Origin of the sequence: Kribbella sp. NPDC026596 (assembly GCF_040638415.1) — a bacterium.
GTDB lineage: Bacteria > Actinomycetota > Actinomycetes > Propionibacteriales > Kribbellaceae > Kribbella.
Genome location: NZ_JBEZYF010000095.1, coordinates 1 through 20,553, shown reverse-complemented (window position 1 = coordinate 20,553; position 20,553 = coordinate 1). Strand labels below are relative to the sequence as shown.

At 67.4% G+C, this 20,553-nt stretch carries 17 protein-coding genes; all 17 read left to right on the top strand.

The window, feature by feature from the left end:
• Positions 1-51: 51 nt before the first annotated feature.
• The 17 genes from atpA to AB0E63_RS42520 all read left to right on the top strand — a co-directional run bounded on the left by atpA (position 52) and on the right by AB0E63_RS42520 (position 20,525).
• Complete coding sequence (atpA, locus tag AB0E63_RS42600) at positions 52-1,689, top strand: F0F1 ATP synthase subunit alpha (protein ID WP_360379445.1); 1,638 nt, start codon at positions 52-54, stop codon at positions 1,687-1,689.
• Positions 1,690-1,695: 6 nt separating this feature from the next.
• Entirely contained in the window at positions 1,696-2,607 is a 912-nt protein-coding gene (locus AB0E63_RS42595; RefSeq protein WP_360379442.1) for a F0F1 ATP synthase subunit gamma, read from the top strand.
• Positions 2,608-2,612: 5 nt separating this feature from the next.
• Positions 2,613-4,070: a F0F1 ATP synthase subunit beta gene (gene atpD / locus AB0E63_RS42590; RefSeq protein ID WP_360379440.1), complete on the top strand. Its 1,458-nt coding sequence runs from the start codon at positions 2,613-2,615 to the stop codon at positions 4,068-4,070.
• A gap of 1 nt (position 4,071) precedes the next feature.
• Positions 4,072-4,476 (top strand): F0F1 ATP synthase subunit epsilon, encoded by a 405-nt coding sequence (locus AB0E63_RS42585; RefSeq protein WP_360379437.1) that lies wholly within the window; start codon positions 4,072-4,074, stop codon positions 4,474-4,476.
• 101 nt (positions 4,477-4,577) lie between these two features.
• Positions 4,578-5,009: a DUF2550 domain-containing protein gene (locus AB0E63_RS42580; protein ID WP_360379435.1), complete on the top strand. Its 432-nt coding sequence runs from the start codon at positions 4,578-4,580 to the stop codon at positions 5,007-5,009.
• Positions 5,010-5,145: 136 nt separating this feature from the next.
• Positions 5,146-6,789: an ABC transporter substrate-binding protein gene (locus AB0E63_RS42575; protein WP_360379432.1), complete on the top strand. Its 1,644-nt coding sequence runs from the start codon at positions 5,146-5,148 to the stop codon at positions 6,787-6,789.
• 2 nt (positions 6,790-6,791) lie between these two features.
• On the top strand, positions 6,792-7,790 hold the full coding sequence (locus tag AB0E63_RS42570; protein WP_360379430.1) for an ABC transporter permease: 999 nt from the start codon (positions 6,792-6,794) through the stop codon (positions 7,788-7,790).
• Positions 7,791-7,792: 2 nt separating this feature from the next.
• The gene (locus AB0E63_RS42565) at positions 7,793-8,653 is read left to right on the top strand and encodes an ABC transporter permease (RefSeq protein ID WP_360379427.1); all 861 of its coding nucleotides are present in this window, start codon (positions 7,793-7,795) and stop codon (positions 8,651-8,653) included.
• Positions 8,650-9,660, top strand: coding sequence for an ABC transporter ATP-binding protein (locus AB0E63_RS42560; RefSeq protein WP_360379425.1), 1,011 nt, complete (start codon positions 8,650-8,652; stop codon positions 9,658-9,660). Before AB0E63_RS42565 ends, AB0E63_RS42560 begins: the two co-directional genes overlap by 4 nt.
• Complete coding sequence (locus AB0E63_RS42555) at positions 9,657-10,619, top strand: ABC transporter ATP-binding protein (protein ID WP_360379422.1); 963 nt, start codon at positions 9,657-9,659, stop codon at positions 10,617-10,619. Before AB0E63_RS42560 ends, AB0E63_RS42555 begins: the two co-directional genes overlap by 4 nt.
• Positions 10,616-11,650: a LacI family DNA-binding transcriptional regulator gene (locus tag AB0E63_RS42550; RefSeq protein WP_360379420.1), complete on the top strand. Its 1,035-nt coding sequence runs from the start codon at positions 10,616-10,618 to the stop codon at positions 11,648-11,650. Before AB0E63_RS42555 ends, AB0E63_RS42550 begins: the two co-directional genes overlap by 4 nt.
• A gap of 4 nt (positions 11,651-11,654) precedes the next feature.
• A complete protein-coding gene (locus AB0E63_RS42545; protein WP_360379418.1) occupies positions 11,655-13,214 on the top strand; it encodes an FAD-dependent oxidoreductase in 1,560 nt (519 codons plus the stop codon).
• Between the two features lie 11 nt (positions 13,215-13,225).
• Positions 13,226-14,617, top strand: coding sequence for a cellulase family glycosylhydrolase (locus AB0E63_RS42540; protein WP_360379416.1), 1,392 nt, complete (start codon positions 13,226-13,228; stop codon positions 14,615-14,617).
• Positions 14,618-14,724: 107 nt separating this feature from the next.
• The gene (locus AB0E63_RS42535; protein WP_360379414.1) at positions 14,725-16,800 is read left to right on the top strand and encodes a DUF6351 family protein; all 2,076 of its coding nucleotides are present in this window, start codon (positions 14,725-14,727) and stop codon (positions 16,798-16,800) included.
• 136 nt (positions 16,801-16,936) lie between these two features.
• Positions 16,937-17,980, top strand: a complete 1,044-nt coding sequence (locus AB0E63_RS42530) for an ABC transporter permease subunit (protein ID WP_360379412.1) — start codon at positions 16,937-16,939, stop codon at positions 17,978-17,980.
• Entirely contained in the window at positions 17,977-18,909 is a 933-nt protein-coding gene (locus AB0E63_RS42525) for a carbohydrate ABC transporter permease (protein WP_360379409.1), read from the top strand. The genes AB0E63_RS42530 and AB0E63_RS42525 overlap by 4 nt, the downstream gene beginning before the upstream one ends.
• A complete protein-coding gene (locus AB0E63_RS42520; protein WP_360379407.1) occupies positions 18,906-20,525 on the top strand; it encodes a hypothetical protein in 1,620 nt (539 codons plus the stop codon). Before AB0E63_RS42525 ends, AB0E63_RS42520 begins: the two co-directional genes overlap by 4 nt.
• Positions 20,526-20,553: the final 28 nt, after the last annotated feature.

Sequence of the window (20,553 nt, the reverse complement as noted above, 5' to 3'; positions counted from 1 at the left end):
AGCCTTTAGAGCCACAACAGGCCAGCAAGGGTCAAGGAAGCAGGAAACACAATGGCTGAGCTCACGATCAGGCCGGAGGAGATCCGGGACGCCCTGGATCGGTTCGTCACCGACTACCAGCCGGAGCAGGCGAGCCGGGAGGAGGTCGGCACCGTCATCGACGCGGGTGACGGCATCGCGCACGTCGAGGGCCTGCCCTCGGCGATGACCAACGAGCTGCTCGAGTTCGAGGACGGCACCCGGGGCATCGCGCTGAACCTGGACACCCGCGACATCGGTGTCGTCGTCCTCGGTGAGTTCGACGGGATCGACGAGGGCCAGCAGGTCCGCCGGACCGGCACGGTGCTGTCGGTGGCGGTCGGCGAGGGCTACCTCGGTCGCGTCGTCGACCCGCTGGGCAAGCCGATCGACGGCCTCGGCGAGATCAAGGACCTCGAGGGCACCCGCGCGCTGGAGCTGCAGGCGGCCGGCGTGATGGACCGCCAGGAGGTCCGCGAGCCGCTGCAGACCGGGATCAAGGCGATCGACGGGATGATCCCGATCGGCCGCGGCCAGCGTGAGCTGATCATCGGTGACCGCAAGACCGGCAAGACGGCGATCGCGGTCGACACGATCATCAACCAGAAGGCGAACTGGGACTCCGGCGACCCGAAGAAGCAGGTCCGCTGCATCTACGTCGCAGTCGGCCAGAAGGGCTCCACGATCGCCGCCGTCCGCGGTGCGCTCGAAGAGGCCGGCGCGATGAAGTACACCACCATCGTCGCCTCCCCGGCGTCCGACCCGGCCGGCTTCAAGTACGTCGCCCCGTACACCGGCTCGGCCATCGGCCAGCACTGGATGTACCAGGGCAAGCACGTGCTGATCGTCTTCGACGACCTGACCAAGCAGGCCGAGGCGTACCGCGCGATGTCGCTGCTGCTGCGCCGCCCGCCGGGCCGCGAGGCCTACCCGGGCGACGTCTTCTACCTGCACAGCCGGCTGCTCGAGCGCTGCGCGAAGCTGTCCAACGAGCTCGGCGGCGGCTCGATGACCGGTCTGCCGATCATCGAGACCAAGGCCAACGACGTGTCGGCGTTCATCCCGACCAACGTCATCTCGATCACCGACGGCCAGATCTTCCTGCAGTCCGACCTGTTCAACGCCAACATCCGGCCGGCCATCGACGTCGGTATCTCGGTCTCCCGGGTCGGCGGCGCCGCGCAGGTCAAGGGCATGAAGAACGTGTCCGGCTCGCTGAAGATCGACCTGGCCCAGTTCCGCGCGATGGAGGCGTTCGCGATGTTCGCCTCCGACCTCGACGCCACCTCCCGCCGGCAGCTCGACCGGGGTCAGCGGCTGGTCCAGCTGCTCCGTCAGCCGCAGTACTCGCCGTACCCGGTGGAGGAGCAGATCGTCTCCATCTGGTCCGGTACCAAGGGCAAGTTCGACGACGTCCCGGTGGACGACGTGCTGCGCTTCGAGCGGGACTTCCTGGACTACCTGCGGCGCGAGAGCAAGGTGCTCGACGGCATCCGTGAGTCCGGGCTGTTCGGCGACGACGAGGCGCAGGCCGTGACCGAGGCGCTGGACGCGTTCAAGCCGACCTTCCAGACCTCCGAGGGCACGCTGCTCGGCACCGAGGCCGAGGCCGAGGCGATGGACGAGGGCGACGTCGAGCAGGAGCAGATCGTCCGGCAGAAGCGGGGCTGATCGACCGTGCCAGCCAATCTGCGGGAGCTTCGAGATCGCAAGGCCTCGGTCTCGACGATCAAGAAGCTCACCCGGGCGATGGAGCTCATCGCGGCGTCCCGGATCGTCAAGGCGCAGCAACGCGCCCAGGCGGCCGGTCCGTACGCGCGGGAGCTCACCCGTGCCGTGTCGGCGGTGGCGACGTTCTCGAACGTCGACCACCCGCTGACCACCGAGAAGCCGAACCCGAAGCGGGCCGCGGTCTTGCTGATCACCTCCGACCGCGGTCAGGCCGGGGCCTACTCGTCCAACGTGATCCGTGAAGGGGAGCGGCTGAACCAGCTGCTGCGCGAGGACGAGAAGGAGGTCGTCCCGTACCTCAGCGGCCGCAAGGGCGTCGCGTACTACACGTTCCGGCAGCGCGAGGTCGCGCAGTCGTGGACCGGTGACTCCGACAACCCAAGCTTCGCCCGGGCCCGGGAGATCGCCGACGCGCTGATCGAGCGTTTCCTGACCCCGACCGAGGAGGGCGGCGTGGACGAGATCCACATCGTCTTCACCCGGTTCGTGTCGATGCTGACCCAGCGCGCGGACGTGATCCGCCTGCTGCCGCTGGAGGTCGTCGAGGGCCAGGAAGCGCCGGCGGCCGACGACGTACTGCCGCTGTACGAGTTCGAGCCGTCCGCCGAAGAGGTGCTCGACGGGCTGCTGCCGAAGTACGTCGCCAGCCGGATCCACTACTGCATGCTGCAGGCGGCGGCCTCGGAGCTGGCCAACCGGCAGCGGGCGATGAAGTCCGCGACGGACAACGCGCAGGACCTGATCGAGAAGCTGACGCGGGACCTGAACCAGGCCCGCCAGGCCCAAATTACCCAGGAAATCAGCGAGATCGTCGGTGGCGCCAGCGCGCTGGCCGACGCGAGCGCCGGGAGCGAGTGAGAGAGATGACTGCCACGGTTACCGAGAAGAACGACCACAGCGGAGCGGCCGGCGCAGTTGGCCGCGTCGCCCGGGTGATCGGCCCGGTCGTCGACGTCGAGTTCCCAGCGGACACGATGCCCGACATGTACAACGCGCTCGAGGTGGACATCACCCTGGGCGACACCACCCAGACGATCACCCTCGAGGTCGCGCTGCACGTCGGCGACAACATCGTCCGGGCGATCTCGATGAAGCCGACCGACGGCCTGATCCGCGGCACCGAGGTGCGCGACACCGGCGCGGCGATCTCCGTCCCCGTCGGCGACGTCACCAAGGGCCGGGTCTGGTCCGTCACCGGCAAGTGCCTGAACCAGGACGAGTCCGAGTTCGAGATCGCCGAGCGCTGGCCGATCCACCGCAAGGCGCCGGCCTTCGACCAGCTCGAGTCCAAGACCGAGATGCTCGAGACCGGTATCAAGGTGCTCGACCTGCTCACGCCGTACGTCCAGGGCGGCAAGATCGGCCTGTTCGGCGGTGCGGGTGTCGGCAAGACCGTGCTGATCCAGGAGATGATCTACCGGATCGCCCACAACTTCGGTGGTACGTCGGTGTTCGCCGGCGTGGGCGAGCGGACCCGTGAGGGCAACGACCTGATCAACGAGATGGAAGAGGCCGGCGTCTTCAAGGACACCGCGCTGGTCTTCGGTCAGATGGACGAGCCGCCGGGCACCCGGCTGCGGGTCGCGCTGTCGGCGCTGACGATGGCGGAGTACTTCCGCGACGTCAAGGAGCAGGACGTGCTGCTCTTCATCGACAACATCTTCCGGTTCACCCAGGCCGGTTCCGAGGTCTCCACCCTGCTCGGCCGGATGCCGAGCGCGGTCGGTTACCAGCCGAACCTGGCCGACGAGATGGGTGTGCTGCAGGAGCGGATCACCTCGACCCGGGGTCACTCGATCACCTCGATGCAGGCGATCTACGTGCCCGCGGACGACTACACCGACCCGGCGCCGGCGACCACCTTCGCCCACCTGGACGCGACCACCGAGCTCTCCCGTGACATCGCGTCGCGTGGTCTGTACCCGGCCGTCGACCCGCTGACCTCCACGTCGCGGATCCTCGACCCGCAGTACATCGGCCAGGAGCACTACGACGTGGCCGTCCGGGTGAAGCAGATCCTGCAGAAGAACAAGGAACTGCAGGACATCATCGCCATCCTGGGTGTCGACGAGCTCTCCGAAGAGGACAAGATCACCGTCGCCCGCGCGCGCCGGATCGAGCAGTTCCTCTCCCAGAACACCTACATGGCGGAGAAGTTCACCAACATCCCGGGCTCCACCGTGCCGCTGAAGGACACCATCGAGTCCTTCAAGAAGATCACCGAAGGCGAGTGCGACCACATCGCCGAGCAGGCGTTCTTCAACGTCGGTTCGCTCGACGACGTCGAGCGCAAGTGGGCCGAGCTGCAGAAGGAAAACTGACATGGCCGACGATTCTGCCAAGCACCTCGAGGTCGCGCTGGTCGCGGCCGAGCGGACCGTGTGGCAGGGCCAGGCCAAGATCGTCATCGCCCGGACCACGGACGGTGACGTCGGGATCCTGCCCGGCCACGCGCCGCTGCTGGGCCTGCTGCAGGGTGGCACCGTGCAGGTGCGGACCGTCGACGACGAGTTCTTCGTCGCGGCCGCGCCGGACGGCTTCATCTCGGTGGCGAACGACCGGGTCTCGATCCTGGCCGAGAACGCCGAGATGGGTCACGACATCGACCTCGAGGAGGCCCGTCGCGAGCTCGAGCAGGCGCTCGCGACCGGCACCGCGAGCGATGCCGACGCCGACGAGGTGCGACTCGCCGAGGCCCGGGTGAGGGCCGCCGAGAAGGCGACCTGAACCGACCTGCCATAATCGAACATCGTCACTGAAAGTACGGTTCTCCGGCGGTGCCCGGAGCAGTACCAAATATTGGGCACCGGAAATGGGGTCGGCAAGGTATGAGGGTAGTCCTCGATGTCGTCGGGGTCTGTCTGCTTGCCGCCGTACTGCTGATCATCATCTTCGCGTTCCGCCGTCGCTGGTTGTCCAGGGACGGCGGAACGTTTGATTGCAGCCTCCAGTTGGCCGTGAAGGACCACGGCCGCGGCTGGGCTCTCGGCCTGGCCCGCTACGTCGGGGACGACCTGCAGTGGTTCCGGGTCTTCAGCCTCGCCTGGTGGCCCAAACTCGTCGTCAACCGCCGCCAGCTCGAAAGCGTGAGTACCCGCCGCCCGATGGGCAACGAGCCCCTGGTCACCTACGCCGGACACGTCATCGTCGACGCCGAGCTCCGCGACCGCACCGTCCACTTCGCCATGACCGAAGAAGCCCTCACCGGCGTCCTGGCCTGGATGGAATCCGCACCCCCCAGCACCCAGACGTATCTCTAGACCTTCTCGGTCTTGACATGCGGTCGTAACGTTCGTAGGTTCCTGCGCATACGTAAGAGCAGCTCCTAACTGGCTCATAGGCGAGTGCTCATACGTATGAACGTGCAGCAGCAGCTCTAGTCCTGGGGTGAGAGATATGCGCAGTCGGTGGCGGGTTCTGGCAGTGGTCGGTGCGGTGCTGCTGGCGGGGTGTTCGGGCCCCGCGGCGACGAAGGCCGGCGGTGGCGCGAGCGACACCACGATCGTGTACGGCAAGACCGATGGTGGTACGACGTTCGTCCGCAACTACAACGTGATGGGTCCGGCCACCGACAAGGCGCCGAACATGGAGCTGGTGTACGAGCCGTTGATGCGGGTCGACTACGGCTCCGGGGGAGTAGTGAAGCCGTGGTTGGCGGAGAGCTGGGCGTTCGCCGACGCGGGCAAGCAGCTGACCATCAAGCTCCGCACGGACGTGACCTGGTCCGACGGGCAGAAGTTCACCGCGGATGACGTGGTCTATTCGCTCGGGCTGCCGATCGAGAAGCCGGACTTCAGCATCGCCGGGATCACCTACAAGTCCGTGGCCAAGGTGGACGACAGCACCGTGACGGTGGGGTTCGCGGAGCCGTCGTACGCGACGGTGAACCAGTTCGCGAACATCCTGCTGCCGATGGTGCCCAAGCACATCTGGGCGACCCAGAACCTCAACACCTGGACGAATCCCGAGCCCGTCGGCACCGGCCCGTTCACGGTGGCCGAGTTCAAGCCGCAGCAGATCACGCTCAAGGCCCGCACCGACTACTGGGGCGGCAAGCTGCCGATGAGCACGTACAAGATCATCCCGACCAGCGCGGACGCACTGAAGGCCCAGCTGCTCAAGGGCGATGTCGACTGGTCGTCCGCGAGCTGGCCGAACGGCGAGAAGGAGTACGTCGCCAAGGACCCGGACAAGCACCTCTACCAGCTGTACTCCAACGGCGGTGCGATGTCCGTCCTCTTCAACACCGCCAAGGCACCCTTCGACGACGTCCACGTACGGCGTGCGCTCGCCCTCACCATCGACCGGACAGCGGTCGTGACGACGCTACAACGACCGGGCACCGAGGCCGGGCCGACCGGTCTCTCCGACCAACTGTTCGCCGACTGGCTCGACCCGGCGTACAAGGGCCAGGTGCAGAAGGTCGACGCGGCCGCGGCCAAGGCCGAACTGGCGGCCGGCGGCTGGACCGTCGAGCAGGGCGCGCTGGTCAAGGACGGCAAGCGCTACCAGCCGTCGATCCTGTTCAACGCCGACTGGGGCTGGGGCAACTACGCCGACATCCTGATCAACACCTGGAAGCAGTCCCTCGGCCTGCAGGTGAAGGGCGCCGGCCAGCCGAGCGCCGGGTACTACGACAAGCAGAACCTCGGCCAGTTCGACCTGGCCGCCGCGTCCACCGGTGGCTCCGGTGTGTACGGCGTCTACCGGTTCCTGAGCAGCTCGTTCAAGGTGCCCGTCGGTAAGTCGGCGACGCTGAACCAGGGCCGCTGGAGTGACCCGGAGACCGACACGATCATCGCCGCGATGCAACGCACCGACGACGTCGAGCAGCTCAAGACCCTCGGCCGGCAACTGCAGAAGATCGTCGTGGACAAGGTGCCGTTCAGCCCGATCTACAACAACTTCTACTTCGTCGACATCAACGCGAGCCGCTGGACCGGCTGGCCGACGCCGGACGACTTCGACCACATCCCGTTCGTCGGTATGGGGCCGGACACGATCCTGACCATGCTCGGCCTGCAGCGCCGGGGGAGCTGACGATGCGATGGGCTTTCCTGGCCCGGCGGCTGGGTTTCTACCTGGCCGCCGCGGCCGCCGCGATCGGCCTGAACTTCCTGCTCCCGCGCCTGATGCCCGGTGACCCCTCGTCCGCGATCGTCGAGGAGCTCGAACGGGTCAGCGGCCAGCAGGTTCCCGCCGAGACGCTGATGTCGATCCGCGCGATCTTCGGCAACCCGTCCGACAACCTGGCCCACCAGTTCGCCGACTACCTCCGCCAGCTTTCCCACGGTGACCTCGGCGTGTCCGTGGTCAACTTCCCGGTCCCGGTCGCCGACCTGGTCTGGCAAGCCCTGCCCTGGACACTGCTCCTCGTCGGTACGACGACTATCACGGCGTTCGCGATCGGCACCCTGCTCGGTGTCGTCGCGGGCTGGAAGGCCGGCAGCCGGCTCGACGCGATCCTCACACCGTTCACCACGTTCCTGAGCTCGGTCCCGTACTTCTGGGTCGCGCTGCTCGCCCTCTGGATCTTCGGTTTCGTCCTCGGTTGGACCCCGCTGTCGGGCGGTTACGACGCCGACCTCCCGCAGGGCTTCAGCTTCGCGTACGCCGTCAGCGTGCTCCATCACGGTGTGTTGCCCGCAGCAACCATCGTGTTCTCCGCGTTCGGCGGCTGGCTGCTCGGGATGCGCAACATGACCGTCACCACGGTCCGCGAGGACTACGTCCTGCTCGCCCAGGCGAAGGGGCTCTCGCCGGGGCGGGTGATGTTCCGGTACGCCGCCCGCAACGCGATGCTGCCCAGCTTCACGGGCTTCGCGATGGCGCTCGGCGGTGTCGTCGGCGGCGCGCTGCTGACCGAGATCGTCTTCAGCTACCCGGGGATCGGCTACCTCCTCTACGAGGCGTTGCAGAAGCGGGACTACCCCATGATGCAAGGCGTCTTCCTGCTGATCACGCTGGCCGTCCTGCTGGCCAATCTGGTCGCCGACCTGGCCTATGTCCTGCTCGATCCGCGCATCCGGGCGAAGGGGTGATGATGCTCTCCAGCTGGAAGGTTCGCTTCGGTCTGTCGGTCCTGGTCTTCTTCGTGCTGCTCGCGCTCTTCGGGCCGCTGCTGCCGCTGGATCCGCGGGCGAACGACATCTCCGCCATCTCGCAGCCACCGAGTGCCGATCACCTGTTCGGCACCACCCAGTTCGGTCAGGACGTCCTCGCGCAGACCATCGCCGGCGCCCGTGGGTCGATGCTGGTCGGCCTCCTCGCGGCGGCCATCGGCACGCTGATCGCGATCAGCGTCGGGGTCCCGGCCGGGTACTTCGGCGGCGCGGTCGACAACGGCCTGAACTTCCTGACCAACCTGTTCCTGGTGATGCCGATCCTCCCGCTGATCCTGATCGTCGCCGGGTACGTCCAAGGCACCGGGCCGTGGGTGATCGCGCTGATCATCGGCCTGTTCGGGTGGTCGGGCGGCGCGCGGACGCTGCGGGCCCAGTCGCTCAGCCTGAGCAGCCGGGACTTCGTGCTGGCGATGAAGATGGTCGGCGAGCCGCATCGGCGGCTGATCTTCTGCGAGATCCTGCCGCATCTGACCGGCTGGATCTCGGCGATGTTCCTGCACGGCATGATCGGCGGCGTGATGGCCGAGGCCGGACTGGCCTTCCTCGGGATCTCCGACTCCGGCTCGATCAGCTGGGGCACGATGATCCAGTCCGCTCAGCAGCAGAGCGCCGTACTGCGGGGACTGTGGTGGTGGTTCGTACCACCGGGGTTGTGCATCGCGCTGATCGGTACGGCGGCCACCCTGGTGAACTTCGGTGTCGACGAACTGTCCAACCCCAAACTCCGGATGGCCCGTCGGTCCGTGGTCGTGCGGACCCGGAAGGTGGTGGAGGCATGACGATCACGCAGGTGTCCAGGCGGACGGCGGTCCTGTCCGTCGCGGGGCTGACCGTCGACTACGTGACCGGTGACCAGCCGGTCCGGGCATGCGACGACGTCTCGTTCGAGCTCCGGCGGGGCGAGATCCTCGGCGTCGCAGGGGAGTCGGGGTCGGGCAAGTCGACGCTGATCACCGCGCTGACCCGACTCCAGCGCCCGCCGGCGGTGACCACCGCCGGTCGGATCGAGTTCTACCGAGATGGCACCAGCACCAACCTGGTCGCACTCGGCGCTGCCGAGTTGCGGAGGCTGCGGTGGACCTCGCTGGCGATTGTTCTGCAGAGTGCGATGGATGCGCTCAACCCGGTGATGCGGGTCGGTGCGCAGTTCGTCGACGTACTGCGGGAACACGACAGGCACCTGAGTCGCCAGGACGCCTGGGCGCGGGCCTCCGAGCTGCTCGGCATGGTGGGGATCTCGGCCGATCGCGTCCGCGGCTATCCGCACGAGCTGTCCGGCGGGATGCGGCAGCGTGCGAGTATCGCGCTCGCCCTGGCCTGTGGTCCCGAGCTCGTGGTGATGGACGAGCCGACGACGGCCGTCGACGTGGTGATGCAGCGGCAGATCCTGGCTCAGGTACTACGGCTGCGGCGTGAGCTCGGATTCGCTGTCGTCTTCGTCACCCACGACCTGTCCCTGCTGCTCGAGCTGGCCGATCGGATCGCGATCATGTACGCGGGCCGGATCGTCGAGATCGGTACGGCGGAGTCGCTCTACACCAAGCCCCGGCATCCCTACACCCGCGGCCTCCGGGACTCCTTCCCGCCGCTGCGGTCGCCGATCACCCGCCTGACCGGCATCCCCGGCACCCCGCCGGACCTGCGCAACCCACCACCGGGTTGCCCGTTCCATCCCCGCTGCGCCGACCGCTTCGACGGTTGCGACGAGCAACAACCCGCACTACTGACGATCGAGGACCACGCCGTGGCCTGCCGGCTGTACCCATCGGGAGATGATCGAGCATGAGCCAACCCGTGCTCGAGGCCCGCGGGGTCTCGAAATACTTCCCGGCCGGCAAGGCCGTCGTCCGGGCGGTCGAGGATGCGACGCTGGCGTTGCAGCCGGGCCGGATCGTTGCGCTGGTCGGGGAGAGCGGTAGCGGCAAGACCACGCTTGCTCGGCTCCTCGCCCGGTTCTACGCGCCGACGAAGGGCGAGATTCGCCTGCGGGGCAAGGCGGTCCGGGGCAAGCCTCGTTCCTACTACAGCGACGTCCAGCTGATCTTCCAGGACCCGTTCGGTTCGCTGAACCCGCTGCACCGCGTCCGGTACAACCTGGAGCGGGCCGTCAAACTGCATCACGCCGTACGCACGAAGGCCGAAGTGGAGCGTCGGGTCGTCGAGCTGCTGGAGCGGGTCAGCCTGTCGCCGGCCGAGCAATTCATCGACAAGTTCCCCCATGAGTTGTCCGGTGGGCAGCGGCAGCGGGTGGTGATCGCGCGGGCGCTGGCGGTCGAGCCGAAGGTGCTGCTGGGCGACGAGCCGATCTCGATGCTGGACGTGTCGATCCGGCTGGAGATGCTCAACCTGCTCGACCGTTTGCGGACCGAGGACGGCCTGGCGCTGCTCTACATCACCCACGACATCGCCAGCGCTCGCTACCTGTGCGACGACATCGTGGTGATGTACGCCGGCCAGATGGTCGAAGGCGGTCCGAAGGAGGACGTGATCGCCAAGCCGTTGCATCCGTACACGCAACTGCTGATCGACTCGTCGCCCGATCCCGAGCGCGAGCGATCCGACCGGGACTCGTTGTTCGACGCCGAAGATCTCGGTGAGCCGCCGAGTCTGATCGATCCGCCGGCCGGGTGCCGGTTCCACCCGCGGTGCCCGTTCGCGATGGACGTCTGCCGTACCGAAGCTCCGCCCCGGACCGAACTACCCACTGGGCAGTGGACGCACTGCTGGTTGCAGGAGAAACGATGAAAGCACCACGACAGTCCGACGTCGCCCGGCTCGCCGGAGTCTCCCAGTCCGCGGTGTCCCGCGTGGTCAGCGGGGATGTCGACCGGATTCCGGAGGAGACCCGGGAGCGGATCCGGGCGGCGGTGAAGCAGCTCGGCTACGTCCCGAACGCGGCCGCGCGGAACCTGCGGAACAAGCGCAACCGGCTGCTCGGCGTCCACACCTTCGAGGCCGTCTTCCCGCACGCGCGGGAAGACTTCTACTTCGAGTTCCTGCTCGGGATCGAGGAGCGCGCCGAGGAGATCGGGTACGACCTGGTCCTGTTCACCTCGACCGGTACGAGCGACGGCCGCCGCCGGATCTACCGGGACGGCACCAACCGGCTCAACCTGGCCGACGGCAGCGTGCTGCTCGGTGCCGCGACCGATCGCGAGGAGCTGGCCCGGCTGTGGCACGACGGGTACCTGTTCGTCCACATCGGTCGCCGTGAGGTCGCCGGCGCGGAGATCCCGTGCATCATCCCGGACTACGTGTCGGCCGCCGACCGGCTGGTGACGTCGTTGGCCGAGCGCGGTCACCGCCACCTGGCCTACCTGCGCTCGGGGATCGAGCAGGAGGCATATGCCGATCGCCGTACGGGCTATCGCGACGCGATCGAAGGGCTCGGGTTGCAGGACCGCTCGCCCGGTCTCCGCGGCGAGCCGGGGCTGACCGACGAGTGGCTGGACGAACTGGCGTCCGGACCGGAGACCGCGGTGGTCGCCGAGAACATCGGGCTGGCCGAGGATCTGCGGACCGGGCTGGCCGCGCGCGGGCTGAGCATTCCGGCGGACGTGTCCGTCGCGGTCCTGGAGGGATCCGGCGACGAACCCGGGCACCGCTGGGACTGCCTGGTGATCCCGCGCAAGGAGATCGGCCGGATCGCGATCGACGCGCTGGTCGCCCGGGTCGAGGACCCGGACGAACCACCGGTCAGCCAACTGGTGCCCTGCGATCTGGTGGCCGGCGAAACCGTCGCCGCGCCACCACAAACACCGCGAACGAAGGAGTGAACGGGTGGAACTCGAGACGGATGTGCTGGTCGTCGGCGGCGGTCTGGGCGGGGTCGCGGCGGCACTGACCGCGGCGAAGCTGGGCCGGCGCGTCGTTCTGACCGAGCCGACCAACTGGTTGGGCGGTCAGTTGACCAGCCAGGCGGTGCCGCCCGACGAGCACCCGTGGATCGAGGAGTACGCCGCCCCCGGGTACGCCGAGCTCCGTCGGCGGATCCGGGACTACTACCGGCGCAACTACCCGCTCCGGCCGGAGGTGGCTGCTGATCCGCTGCTCGACCCCGGCCGCGGGGTGGTCAGCCGGTTCTGTCACGAGCCGCGCGTCGCGGCTGCGGTGCTGGAGGAGATGCTGGCGCCGTGGCAGGCTTCCGGCCGGCTCTCCGTGTATCTCGAGCACGAGCCGATCGCGGCGCATGCCGAGGGCGACGAGATCGACGCGGTGACGGTCAGGGATCTGCGGAGCGGCACCGAGCTGACCGTGTCGGCCAGCTACGTCGTGGACGCGACCGAGCTCGGCGACCTGCTGGAGCTGGCCGGCGTCGAGCATGTGGTCGGCGCCGAGAGCCGCGCCACGACCGGTGAGCTGCACGCGCCTGAGATCGCGGATCCGCTGGACCAGCAGGCCTTCTCGTGGTGCTTCGCGCTGGAGCACCGGCCGGGCGAGGACCACACCATCGACCGCCCGGCGGGGTACGCGCATTGGCGTGATCACGTCGCCCCGTTCTGGCCGGGACCACAGTTGTCCTGGGAGGACGTCGTACCGGTCACGCTGGAGCGGCGGGAGTGGCGGTTGTTCGAGGCCAACCCGGAGCAGCGGGCGCCGTTCTCGCTCTGGCGCTACCGGCAGGTGCTTGCCCGCAGCAACTTCATCGACGGCGTGATCCCGGATGTCACCGTGGTCAACTGGCCGCAGCTCGACTACTGGGAGCGCCCGTTGATCGGGGTGGACGACCCCGCCGCGGCGCTGGCGGCGAGCCGGGACCTGTCGCTGTCCTTCCTGTACTGGATGCAGACCGAAGCCGGCTACCCGGGTCTGCGGCTGCGACCGGACGTCACGGGGACGGCGGACGGTCTGGCCAAGGCGCCGTACATCCGGGAGTCGCGGCGGATCCAGGCCGAGTTCACCGTGCTCGAGCAGCACGTCGGGGTGGAGGCGCGGCCGGACGGGGCGGGAAGCGAGGTGTTCGCCGACAGCGTCGGCCTCGGGCGCTACCGGATCGATCTGCATCCGAGTACGGCCGGGCGGAGCTATGTCGACATCGAGGCCTACCCCTTCCAGATCCCGCTCGGCGCGCTGATCCCGGTCCGGGTCGACAACCTGCTGCCGGCGAACAAGAACATCGGCACCACCCACATCACCAACGGCTGCTACCGCCTGCACCCGGTCGAGTGGAGCATCGGCGAGGCCGTCGGTGCGCTCATCAGCTTCTGCCTGAGCCAAGGACTCTCGCCGCGCAAGGTCCGCAACGATCCCACCCACCTGGCCGACTACCGACACCTGCTGGCGGACAGCTTGAACATCCCGCTGGCCTGGCCGGAACACATCCGCACCCATCGCGACTGAAAGGAACCGCCGTGCTCAGGAAATCCGCCCTAGCCCTGTGCTCAGCCCTCTTGTTGTCCGCGGTAACCCTGGTGAATGCCTCGGCCCAGACGACCGCCCTCCCCGCCCTCCACACCGACGGCAACCACATCAAGAACAGCGCCGGTACGAACGTCACCCTCAAGGGTGTCTCCGTCATCGCCCCCGAGCAGAACGCCGTCTGCACCGACTGCAACAACAAGCCGATCAACGACCTGATCGACATGACCGTGTCGAACGGCTGGAACTCCAAGATCCTCCGCCTCCTGGTCACCGAGGCGATCGGCAAGGATCTGAACGCGTACGACGCCACCTACATCAAGCCGTACGTCGACCACGCCGTGGCCAAGGGTCTCTACGTGATCATCGACCTGCACCTGGTCCGCAACTACGGTGACGCGGCCGGCGCCGTACCGCGGTCGGACGTGAAGGGGTTCTGGGACTTCATCGCCCCGCGCTACGCGAACAACCCGAACGTGCTCTTCGAGGTGTTCAACGAGCCGATCGCGCCGGACAACTGGGCCACCTGGAAGTCGTACGTCCAGCCGGTCGTGGATTCGATCCGGTCCGTCGCGTCCAACGTGATCCTGATGGGCAGCCCGTCCTGGAGCACCCGGCTGAACGGTGCCCTGACGGCCCCGATCACCGGCGGCAACATCGCGTACGTCTACCACCTCTATCCGAACCAGGGTCCGGCGACCGCGACCAATCTCGACCCGAAGTTCGGCAATGCCGCGGCAACGCTGCCGGTCGTCCTGACCGAGTTCGGCTGGGATCCGTCGTCGTCGGCCAACAACGTCACGGCGGGCACGACCTCCGGCTGGGGACTGCCCTTGCGGCAGTACCTGGACGCGCGCCCGCAGATCGGCTGGCTGGGCTGGATCTTCGACAACTTCTGGGCTCCGGTGATGTTCGACAAGAACTGGAACCTGCTCAGCGGTGAGTACCAGGGCGCCTTCGTCCGCGACTGGCTGGCCGGTGCTCCCGCGGTCTCGCCGTGCTCCGATCACCTGGCCCGAGGCGCCACCGTCACCGCCTCCTCGACGTACGACGCCTCGTCCGGCGCGGCGAAGGCGGTTGACGGGTCATGCATCGACAGCGGACGCTGGATGTCCGCCGAGGGCGACCCGGCACCGGTCCTCACGCTGAATCTGGGCTCGTACAAGGAGGTGAACCAGGTCGACGTCTACAGCGGGCGGCTTTCCGAATGTTGCCACCGGCACCGTCCTGACCGCGTTCGGGGTCGAGGCCCACACCGCGGCCGGCTGGGTCCAGCTGGGCAGTGTCACCGGCAACACCCGATCTCTGGTCTCCGTACCCGGTCCGTCCGCAACCGTCGACCAACTCCGCCTGACAATCACCGATCCGTCCAGCACCACCCCTGACATCGCCCGCGTCTACGAGGTCGCCGCCCACTGATCCTGGAGGACCCGTGAACCGCTCCCGATCAGCCGGTCGTCTGCTGGTGGTACTCGCCTGTCTCCTCGCTGTCGTGGCTCCGTTGACGCCAGCCGCGGCGTCCAGCCGGTTGGCGCTGGAGATCCTCTCGGGCCGTCCGGACTTCGTGACCGGAGGCGACGCGCTGGTGCGCGTCGCCGTACCGGCTCAGGTCCCGCCCGGTGAGGTGGAGGTCGAGTTGAACGGCAAGGACGTGACCTCGTCCTTCACCGTCGACGAGCAGTCGCTGGTCGGTCTGGTCGGGAGCATGCGGTTAGGTCCGAACACCTTGCGGGCCGCCGCGCCCGACGGGTCCACCGCAAGCCTCGATGTCCGCAACTATCCACGCCAGGGGCCGGTCTTCTCCGGCCCACACCAGCAACCCTTTGTCTGCGAGACCGCGCAGTTCACCATCCCGGTGATCGGCGGCACGCTGGGCGCCCCACTCGACGCCGACTGCACGGTCAGGTCGCGCGTCGACTACTTCTACCGAACGACCTCGGGTCAGTGGGCGGCCTGGCCGGCCGGTACCAGGTCCTACCCGAGCGACCTGGCGCACACGAAGACCTCGCTCGGCCGGCGCGTCCCGTTCATCGTGCGGATGGAGACCGGCAGCGCCGACCGGGCCGTAGTCCAGACCAGCATGCTGCACGATCCATTGAACGATCCGGCTCCTACAGCTGTGCGGCGTACGCAGGGTTGGAACGGGCGGGCGATCTTTACGCTCGGCGGTGGATGCGCGGGCGGGTGGTACCGCTCGGGCAGCACGACCGGCGGCGTGACGGACGCCTTCCTGCTCGGTCGCGGCTACGCGCTGATGTCCTCGTCGCTGAACGTCTTCGGCCAGAACTGCAACGACCTGACCGCGGCCGAGTCGGCGATGATGACGAAGGAACTCTTCGTCGAGCACTACGGCCGTCCCGACTACACGGTTGGTTTCGGCTGCTCCGGTGGTTCGTACCAGGCGCACCAGATCACTGACAACTACCCGGGGATCTTCGACGGCATCATCGTCGGCTGCTCGTTCCCCGACGTCGGCTTCGGGACCGTGACGTTCATCAGCGACGCCTGGCTGCTGGACTCGTACTTCACCGCGCGGACGACCGTGCCCTGGACCCAGGAAGAAAAGCGGCAGGTGGCCGGCTTCGCGACGTACGCGACGCTGCCGAGTATGGCGATCAGCGGCGGCCGGATCGACCCGCGCCGCAACTGCGACATCATCCCGCCGGCGCAACGCTACGACCCGGTCGGGAACCCGCACGGCGTCCGCTGCGATGTCTACGACCACACGATCACGGCGTACGGCGCTGATCCGGAGACTGGGTTCGCCCGGCGGCCGCTGGACAACGTCGGCGTGCAGTACGGGCTTGGCGTGCTGAAGTCCGGGGTGATCACGGTGGACCAGTTCCTCGATCTGAACGAGCGGATCGGCGGCTTCGACATGGACGCGAACCTCGTGCCGGCCCGGACGGTCGCCGATCCACAGGCCGTGCAAGCGGCGTACAGGACTGGACGGCTGACCAGCGGCGGGGGAGGGCTGAAGGACGTGCCGATCATCGACTACCGCGCGTACTTCGACTCCCGGTCGTACGGCGACATCCACGTCCGGTATCACACGTTCTCGATGCGCGCCCGGCTGGAGAAAGCCAACGGTACGACGGCCAACCAGGTCAGCCTGCTGGAGGACGCCAAGTACGGGCTGTTCAGCACCGACAGCCCGCTGGTGCAACACGCGGTCGACTCGATGGATCGTTGGCTGACCCGATTGGCCGCGGACGGGTCGTCCCGCCCGCGCATCGCCAAGATCGTTGCCGCGCGGCCGTCGGGGCTGAAGGAAGGGTGCCGGGGGCCTTCGGGGTTCATCGCGCAGCCACTCGACCGCAACCCGGCGTCGCGGTGTGAGCAACTGTTCCCATCGGCGTCGTTCCCGCGCGAGGTCGCCGGCGCCGGGGTGGCCGCGGACGTCATCAAGTGCCAACTGCACGACCCGGTCCGGTCCGACTATCCATCCCTCACCGACGCCCAGTGGGCCCACCTGCGCGCGATCTTCCCTGGCGGCGTGTGCGACTACTCCAAGCCGGGCATCGGTCAGCAACCACTGGCCGGCACCTGGCTCACCTTCCCCCGCTGATTACCGGTGTGCGCCGTCCGATATTCGGATGACGCTCCGCTCAAGCTGCGACATCCCCCAAGACACGACAAGATCGAACAAGGGGGAACGGAAAGCGCTCTCCATAGGGCGCCGATCATGACGCAGGGAGTGAGGCGTGTCCCGAGCAGAAGAAGTTCTCAGCCCCGAAACCACCCGATCCACCCGGGTCGACCCAGCCGGTGCCTCCGGCTCCGGGCCACCGGGTCCGGCTGTACCGAAGAGATCCGCCCGTCCATCCAGCCAGGGCCTGTCCTGGTGGGCGCGAGCACGGCGGGACAAGATCCTGCTGCTGATGGCCCTGCCCGGCCTGGCGTTGATGCTCGCCTTCCACTACCTGCCGTTGCTCGGCAATCTGATCGCGTTCCAGGAGTACCTGCCGTTCGTACCGCTCGGACGGAGCGCGTGGGTCGGTCTGGACAACTTCGCGGTGATCTTCAACGGCGACCAGGAGTTCCTCAACGCGCTGAAGAACACTCTGCTGATCACGCTGGTCCAGGTGATCTTCGTCTTCCCGGCACCGATCGCGCTGGCGCTGCTGCTGAACAGCCTGCTGTCGGAGCGGATCAAGCGCGTCGTCCAGTCGGTGCTGTACCTACCGCACTTCCTGTCCTGGGTGATCGTGATCGCGATCTTCCAGCAGATCCTCGGTGGCAGTGGCCTGATCAACAATGTTCTGCGATCGCACGGCATCGACACGATCGACTTCCTCGGCAACCCCGACAGCTTCATCACGCTGCTCACCAGCCAGGTGATCTGGAAGGACACCGGCTGGGGAACGATTCTGTTCCTGGCGGCGCTGACGCAGATCGATACCGGGCTGTACGAGGCCGCTCGGGTCGATGGAGCGTCGCGGATGCGGCAACTGTGGCACGTCACCGTGCCGGGCATCCGCGGGTTGATCATCCTGTTGCTCATCCTGCGGCTCGGTGACTCGCTCACCGTCGGCTTCGAGCAGATCATCCTGCAGCAGAGCCTGGTGGGTAGACCGGCCAGCGAAGTGCTCGACACCTACGTCTACAACAACGGCGTACTGGCGGGCCAATGGGGTGTATCGGCCGCGGTGGGCCTGGTCAAAGGATTGTTCGGCGTCGCCCTGGTGATCGGCGCCAACAAGGTTGCGCACATCTTCGGCGAGGCGGGGGTGTACCGGAAATCATGAGTACCCAGACAAACGTCATCCGGCCGCCCGGTACCGACCGCAGGCCGAAGCAGATCGACGACGGTCCCGCGATTCCGACGCGGGCCCTCAAGGGCATCGTGCTGCTGCTGTGCTGCGCGGTCGTGATCATCCCCTTCATCGGCGTGATCTCGACCAGCATCGCCAGCCAGGCGCATGTCACCAACTCCGGCGGCTTCGTCCTGTGGCCGGACGGCATCAACCTGGACTCCTACCGGTCGATCTTCAACGGGGGTGTGGTGCTGCGGGCGCTGCTGGTCAGCGTCGTCATCACCTCCGCCGGCACGCTGGTCAGCCTGGCCGGGTCCACCATGCTGGCCTACGCGCTGAGCCGCCCGGGTTCCTTCGGGCAGCGGCCGATCCTGATGATCGTCCTGTTCAGCATCCTGTTCAGCCCGGGGCTGATCCCGAACTACCTGGTGGTGAAGGAGTTCGGGCTGCTCGACTCACTGCTGGCCCTGGTGCTGCCGACCGCGATCAACGGTTTCAACGTGATCGTCCTCCGCTCGTTCTTCATGGCGATCCCGGACTCGGTACTCGACTCGGCCCGGATCGACGGGGCCGGCGACTTCAGGATCTTCTGGTCGGTCGTTCTCCCGCTGTCCCGGGCGGTACTCGCGGTTGTCGGCCTGTTCTACGCGGTCGGGTACTGGAACGCGTTCTTCAACGCGATGCTCTACATCAGCGACACGGCGAAATGGCCGCTGCAACTGGTGCTGCGTACGTACGTCATCAACAACACCGAGCTCAGCAGTGGTGATCTCGGTGGTGCGGCGGCCGACCAGCTTCCGCCGCAGGAGTCGATCCAGATGGCGATCCTGGTGGTCTCGCTGGTGCCGATCCTGATCGTGTACCCGTTCCTCCAGCGGCACTTCGCCAAGGGAATGCTGACCGGGGCGGTGAAGGGATGACACCGATCAGCAGAAGAACACTCCTCGGTGGGTCGCTGGCTGCCGCGGCCGGCGTCGGTGGTCTGACCGGCTGCAGTACGGTCACCAGGTCGACCGATATCGCAGCTCTGAACAAGCCGGTGGCGCTGCCGACCTACAAGCGGTTCGACGGACCGAAGCCGGACCTGCCGCGGTCCCATCCGTTGATGCCGGACTGCTTCTACAGGTTCCCGGCCGAGCCGGCCCGGGTCACCAACGGCGCACCCGGCGATGGCAGCGATGTGTCCGGGTCCGCTCCGACGTCGAACCCGATCCCACCGACGGCCGACCGCAACCCGTACTGGCAAGAGCTGAACCGCCGGCTCGGGTCACCGTTGGAGCTGACGATCACCTCGGCTACCGACTACCCCAACAAGTTCGCGACAGCCGTGGCCGGCGACACCCTCGGTGATCTGTTCAACGTCGACAGCGGGTTCGCCTACCTGCCGCAGTTCCTCGAGGCACGGGGGCAGGACCTGACCGAGTACCTGTCCGGCGACGCGATCCTCGACTACCCGTTCCTGGCCAACCTGGCCCCGGACGCCTGGCGTGGGTGCGTGTACTCCGGCGGGATCCGGGCGGTCCCGATCCAGCGCGGGGTGATGTCGTCCAACCTGCTGCTGGCGCGGCAGGATCTCCTCGATCAGCTCGGGGTCGAGCTCGGGTCGCCCGACGTGGACGACTTGCTCGCGGTCGCGAAGGCGGTGACCGACGAGAAGAAGAACCGGTGGGCGTTCGCGGTTCCGCCGACGGCGGCGCTGGGCGCGATGCTGCGGCTGCCGAACGACTGGGAGGTTCGCGACGGTCGGCTGCTGCACAGCCGGGAGCTTCCGGAGCACAAGGAGATGCTCAAGGTCACCCGGCAGATGTCGGCTGGTGGGCTGATCCACCCCGACGGGATCGCGAAGAACAACCAGAAGGTCTGGTTCAGCCAGGGCTCCGCGGTGATGACGCAGGACACGTACTCCTCGATCCAGAGCTTCTACCGGCGCAGTGTGGTGAAGTCCTTCGCCATCTCGATCCCCGTCGTCCGGGATCAGGCCGGGAAGACAGGCCGGTTCCTGCTGGGCAAGCCGATCAACTCGATCGCGGCGATCAAGCCCAGCTCGCCGGAGCGGACCCGGATGTTGCTGGGGGTGCTGAACTGGATGGCCGCGCCGTTCGGCACCGAGGAATACCTGTTCCGTAAGTTCGGGCTTCCCGGTCGGCATTACACGCTGACCGGCACCGATCCCAAGCTGACCGAGGCCGGCGGGAGTGAGGTCTGTCTGGGGGAGTTCCCGATCCAGTACCTGGCCGACGGGGGCTACCCGGTCTACTTCCCGGGTCACCCCGAGGCGGTCGACGTGGCCTACAACCATCTCAAGGCCATCCTGCCGACCGCGATCCTGCCGCCGACGTACGGCCTCTACTCACCGACCCAGTCCACCAAGGGCAAGGTCCTCGACAGCCGAATGGACGCAACCACCAAGGACATCCAACTAGGCCGTGCCGACGTCGCCTCCTGGGACAAGGCCGTCGCCGACTGGCGCAAATCCGGCGGCGACGCCATCCGCCACGAATACGAAGAAGCCATGTCAATCCAAGGCCGCAAGTAACCGCCGGGCCGGGGCGTCTTCGCCCCGG

Coding starts and splice junctions, on each gene's coding strand:
- AB0E63_RS42525 (WP_360379409.1), top strand. CDS start 17,977: ATGAGTACCCAGACAAACGTCATCCGGCCGCCCGGTACCGACCGCAGG.
- AB0E63_RS42555 (WP_360379422.1), top strand. CDS start 9,657: ATGAGCCAACCCGTGCTCGAGGCCCGCGGGGTCTCGAAATACTTCCCG.
- AB0E63_RS42570 (WP_360379430.1), top strand. CDS start 6,792: ATGCGATGGGCTTTCCTGGCCCGGCGGCTGGGTTTCTACCTGGCCGCC.
- AB0E63_RS42550 (WP_360379420.1), top strand. CDS start 10,616: ATGAAAGCACCACGACAGTCCGACGTCGCCCGGCTCGCCGGAGTCTCC.
- AB0E63_RS42560 (WP_360379425.1), top strand. CDS start 8,650: ATGACGATCACGCAGGTGTCCAGGCGGACGGCGGTCCTGTCCGTCGCG.
- atpA (WP_360379445.1), top strand. CDS start 52: ATGGCTGAGCTCACGATCAGGCCGGAGGAGATCCGGGACGCCCTGGAT.
- AB0E63_RS42585 (WP_360379437.1), top strand. CDS start 4,072: ATGGCCGACGATTCTGCCAAGCACCTCGAGGTCGCGCTGGTCGCGGCC.
- AB0E63_RS42565 (WP_360379427.1), top strand. CDS start 7,793: ATGCTCTCCAGCTGGAAGGTTCGCTTCGGTCTGTCGGTCCTGGTCTTC.
- AB0E63_RS42520 (WP_360379407.1), top strand. CDS start 18,906: ATGACACCGATCAGCAGAAGAACACTCCTCGGTGGGTCGCTGGCTGCC.
- AB0E63_RS42575 (WP_360379432.1), top strand. CDS start 5,146: ATGCGCAGTCGGTGGCGGGTTCTGGCAGTGGTCGGTGCGGTGCTGCTG.
- atpD (WP_360379440.1), top strand. CDS start 2,613: ATGACTGCCACGGTTACCGAGAAGAACGACCACAGCGGAGCGGCCGGC.
- AB0E63_RS42580 (WP_360379435.1), top strand. CDS start 4,578: ATGAGGGTAGTCCTCGATGTCGTCGGGGTCTGTCTGCTTGCCGCCGTA.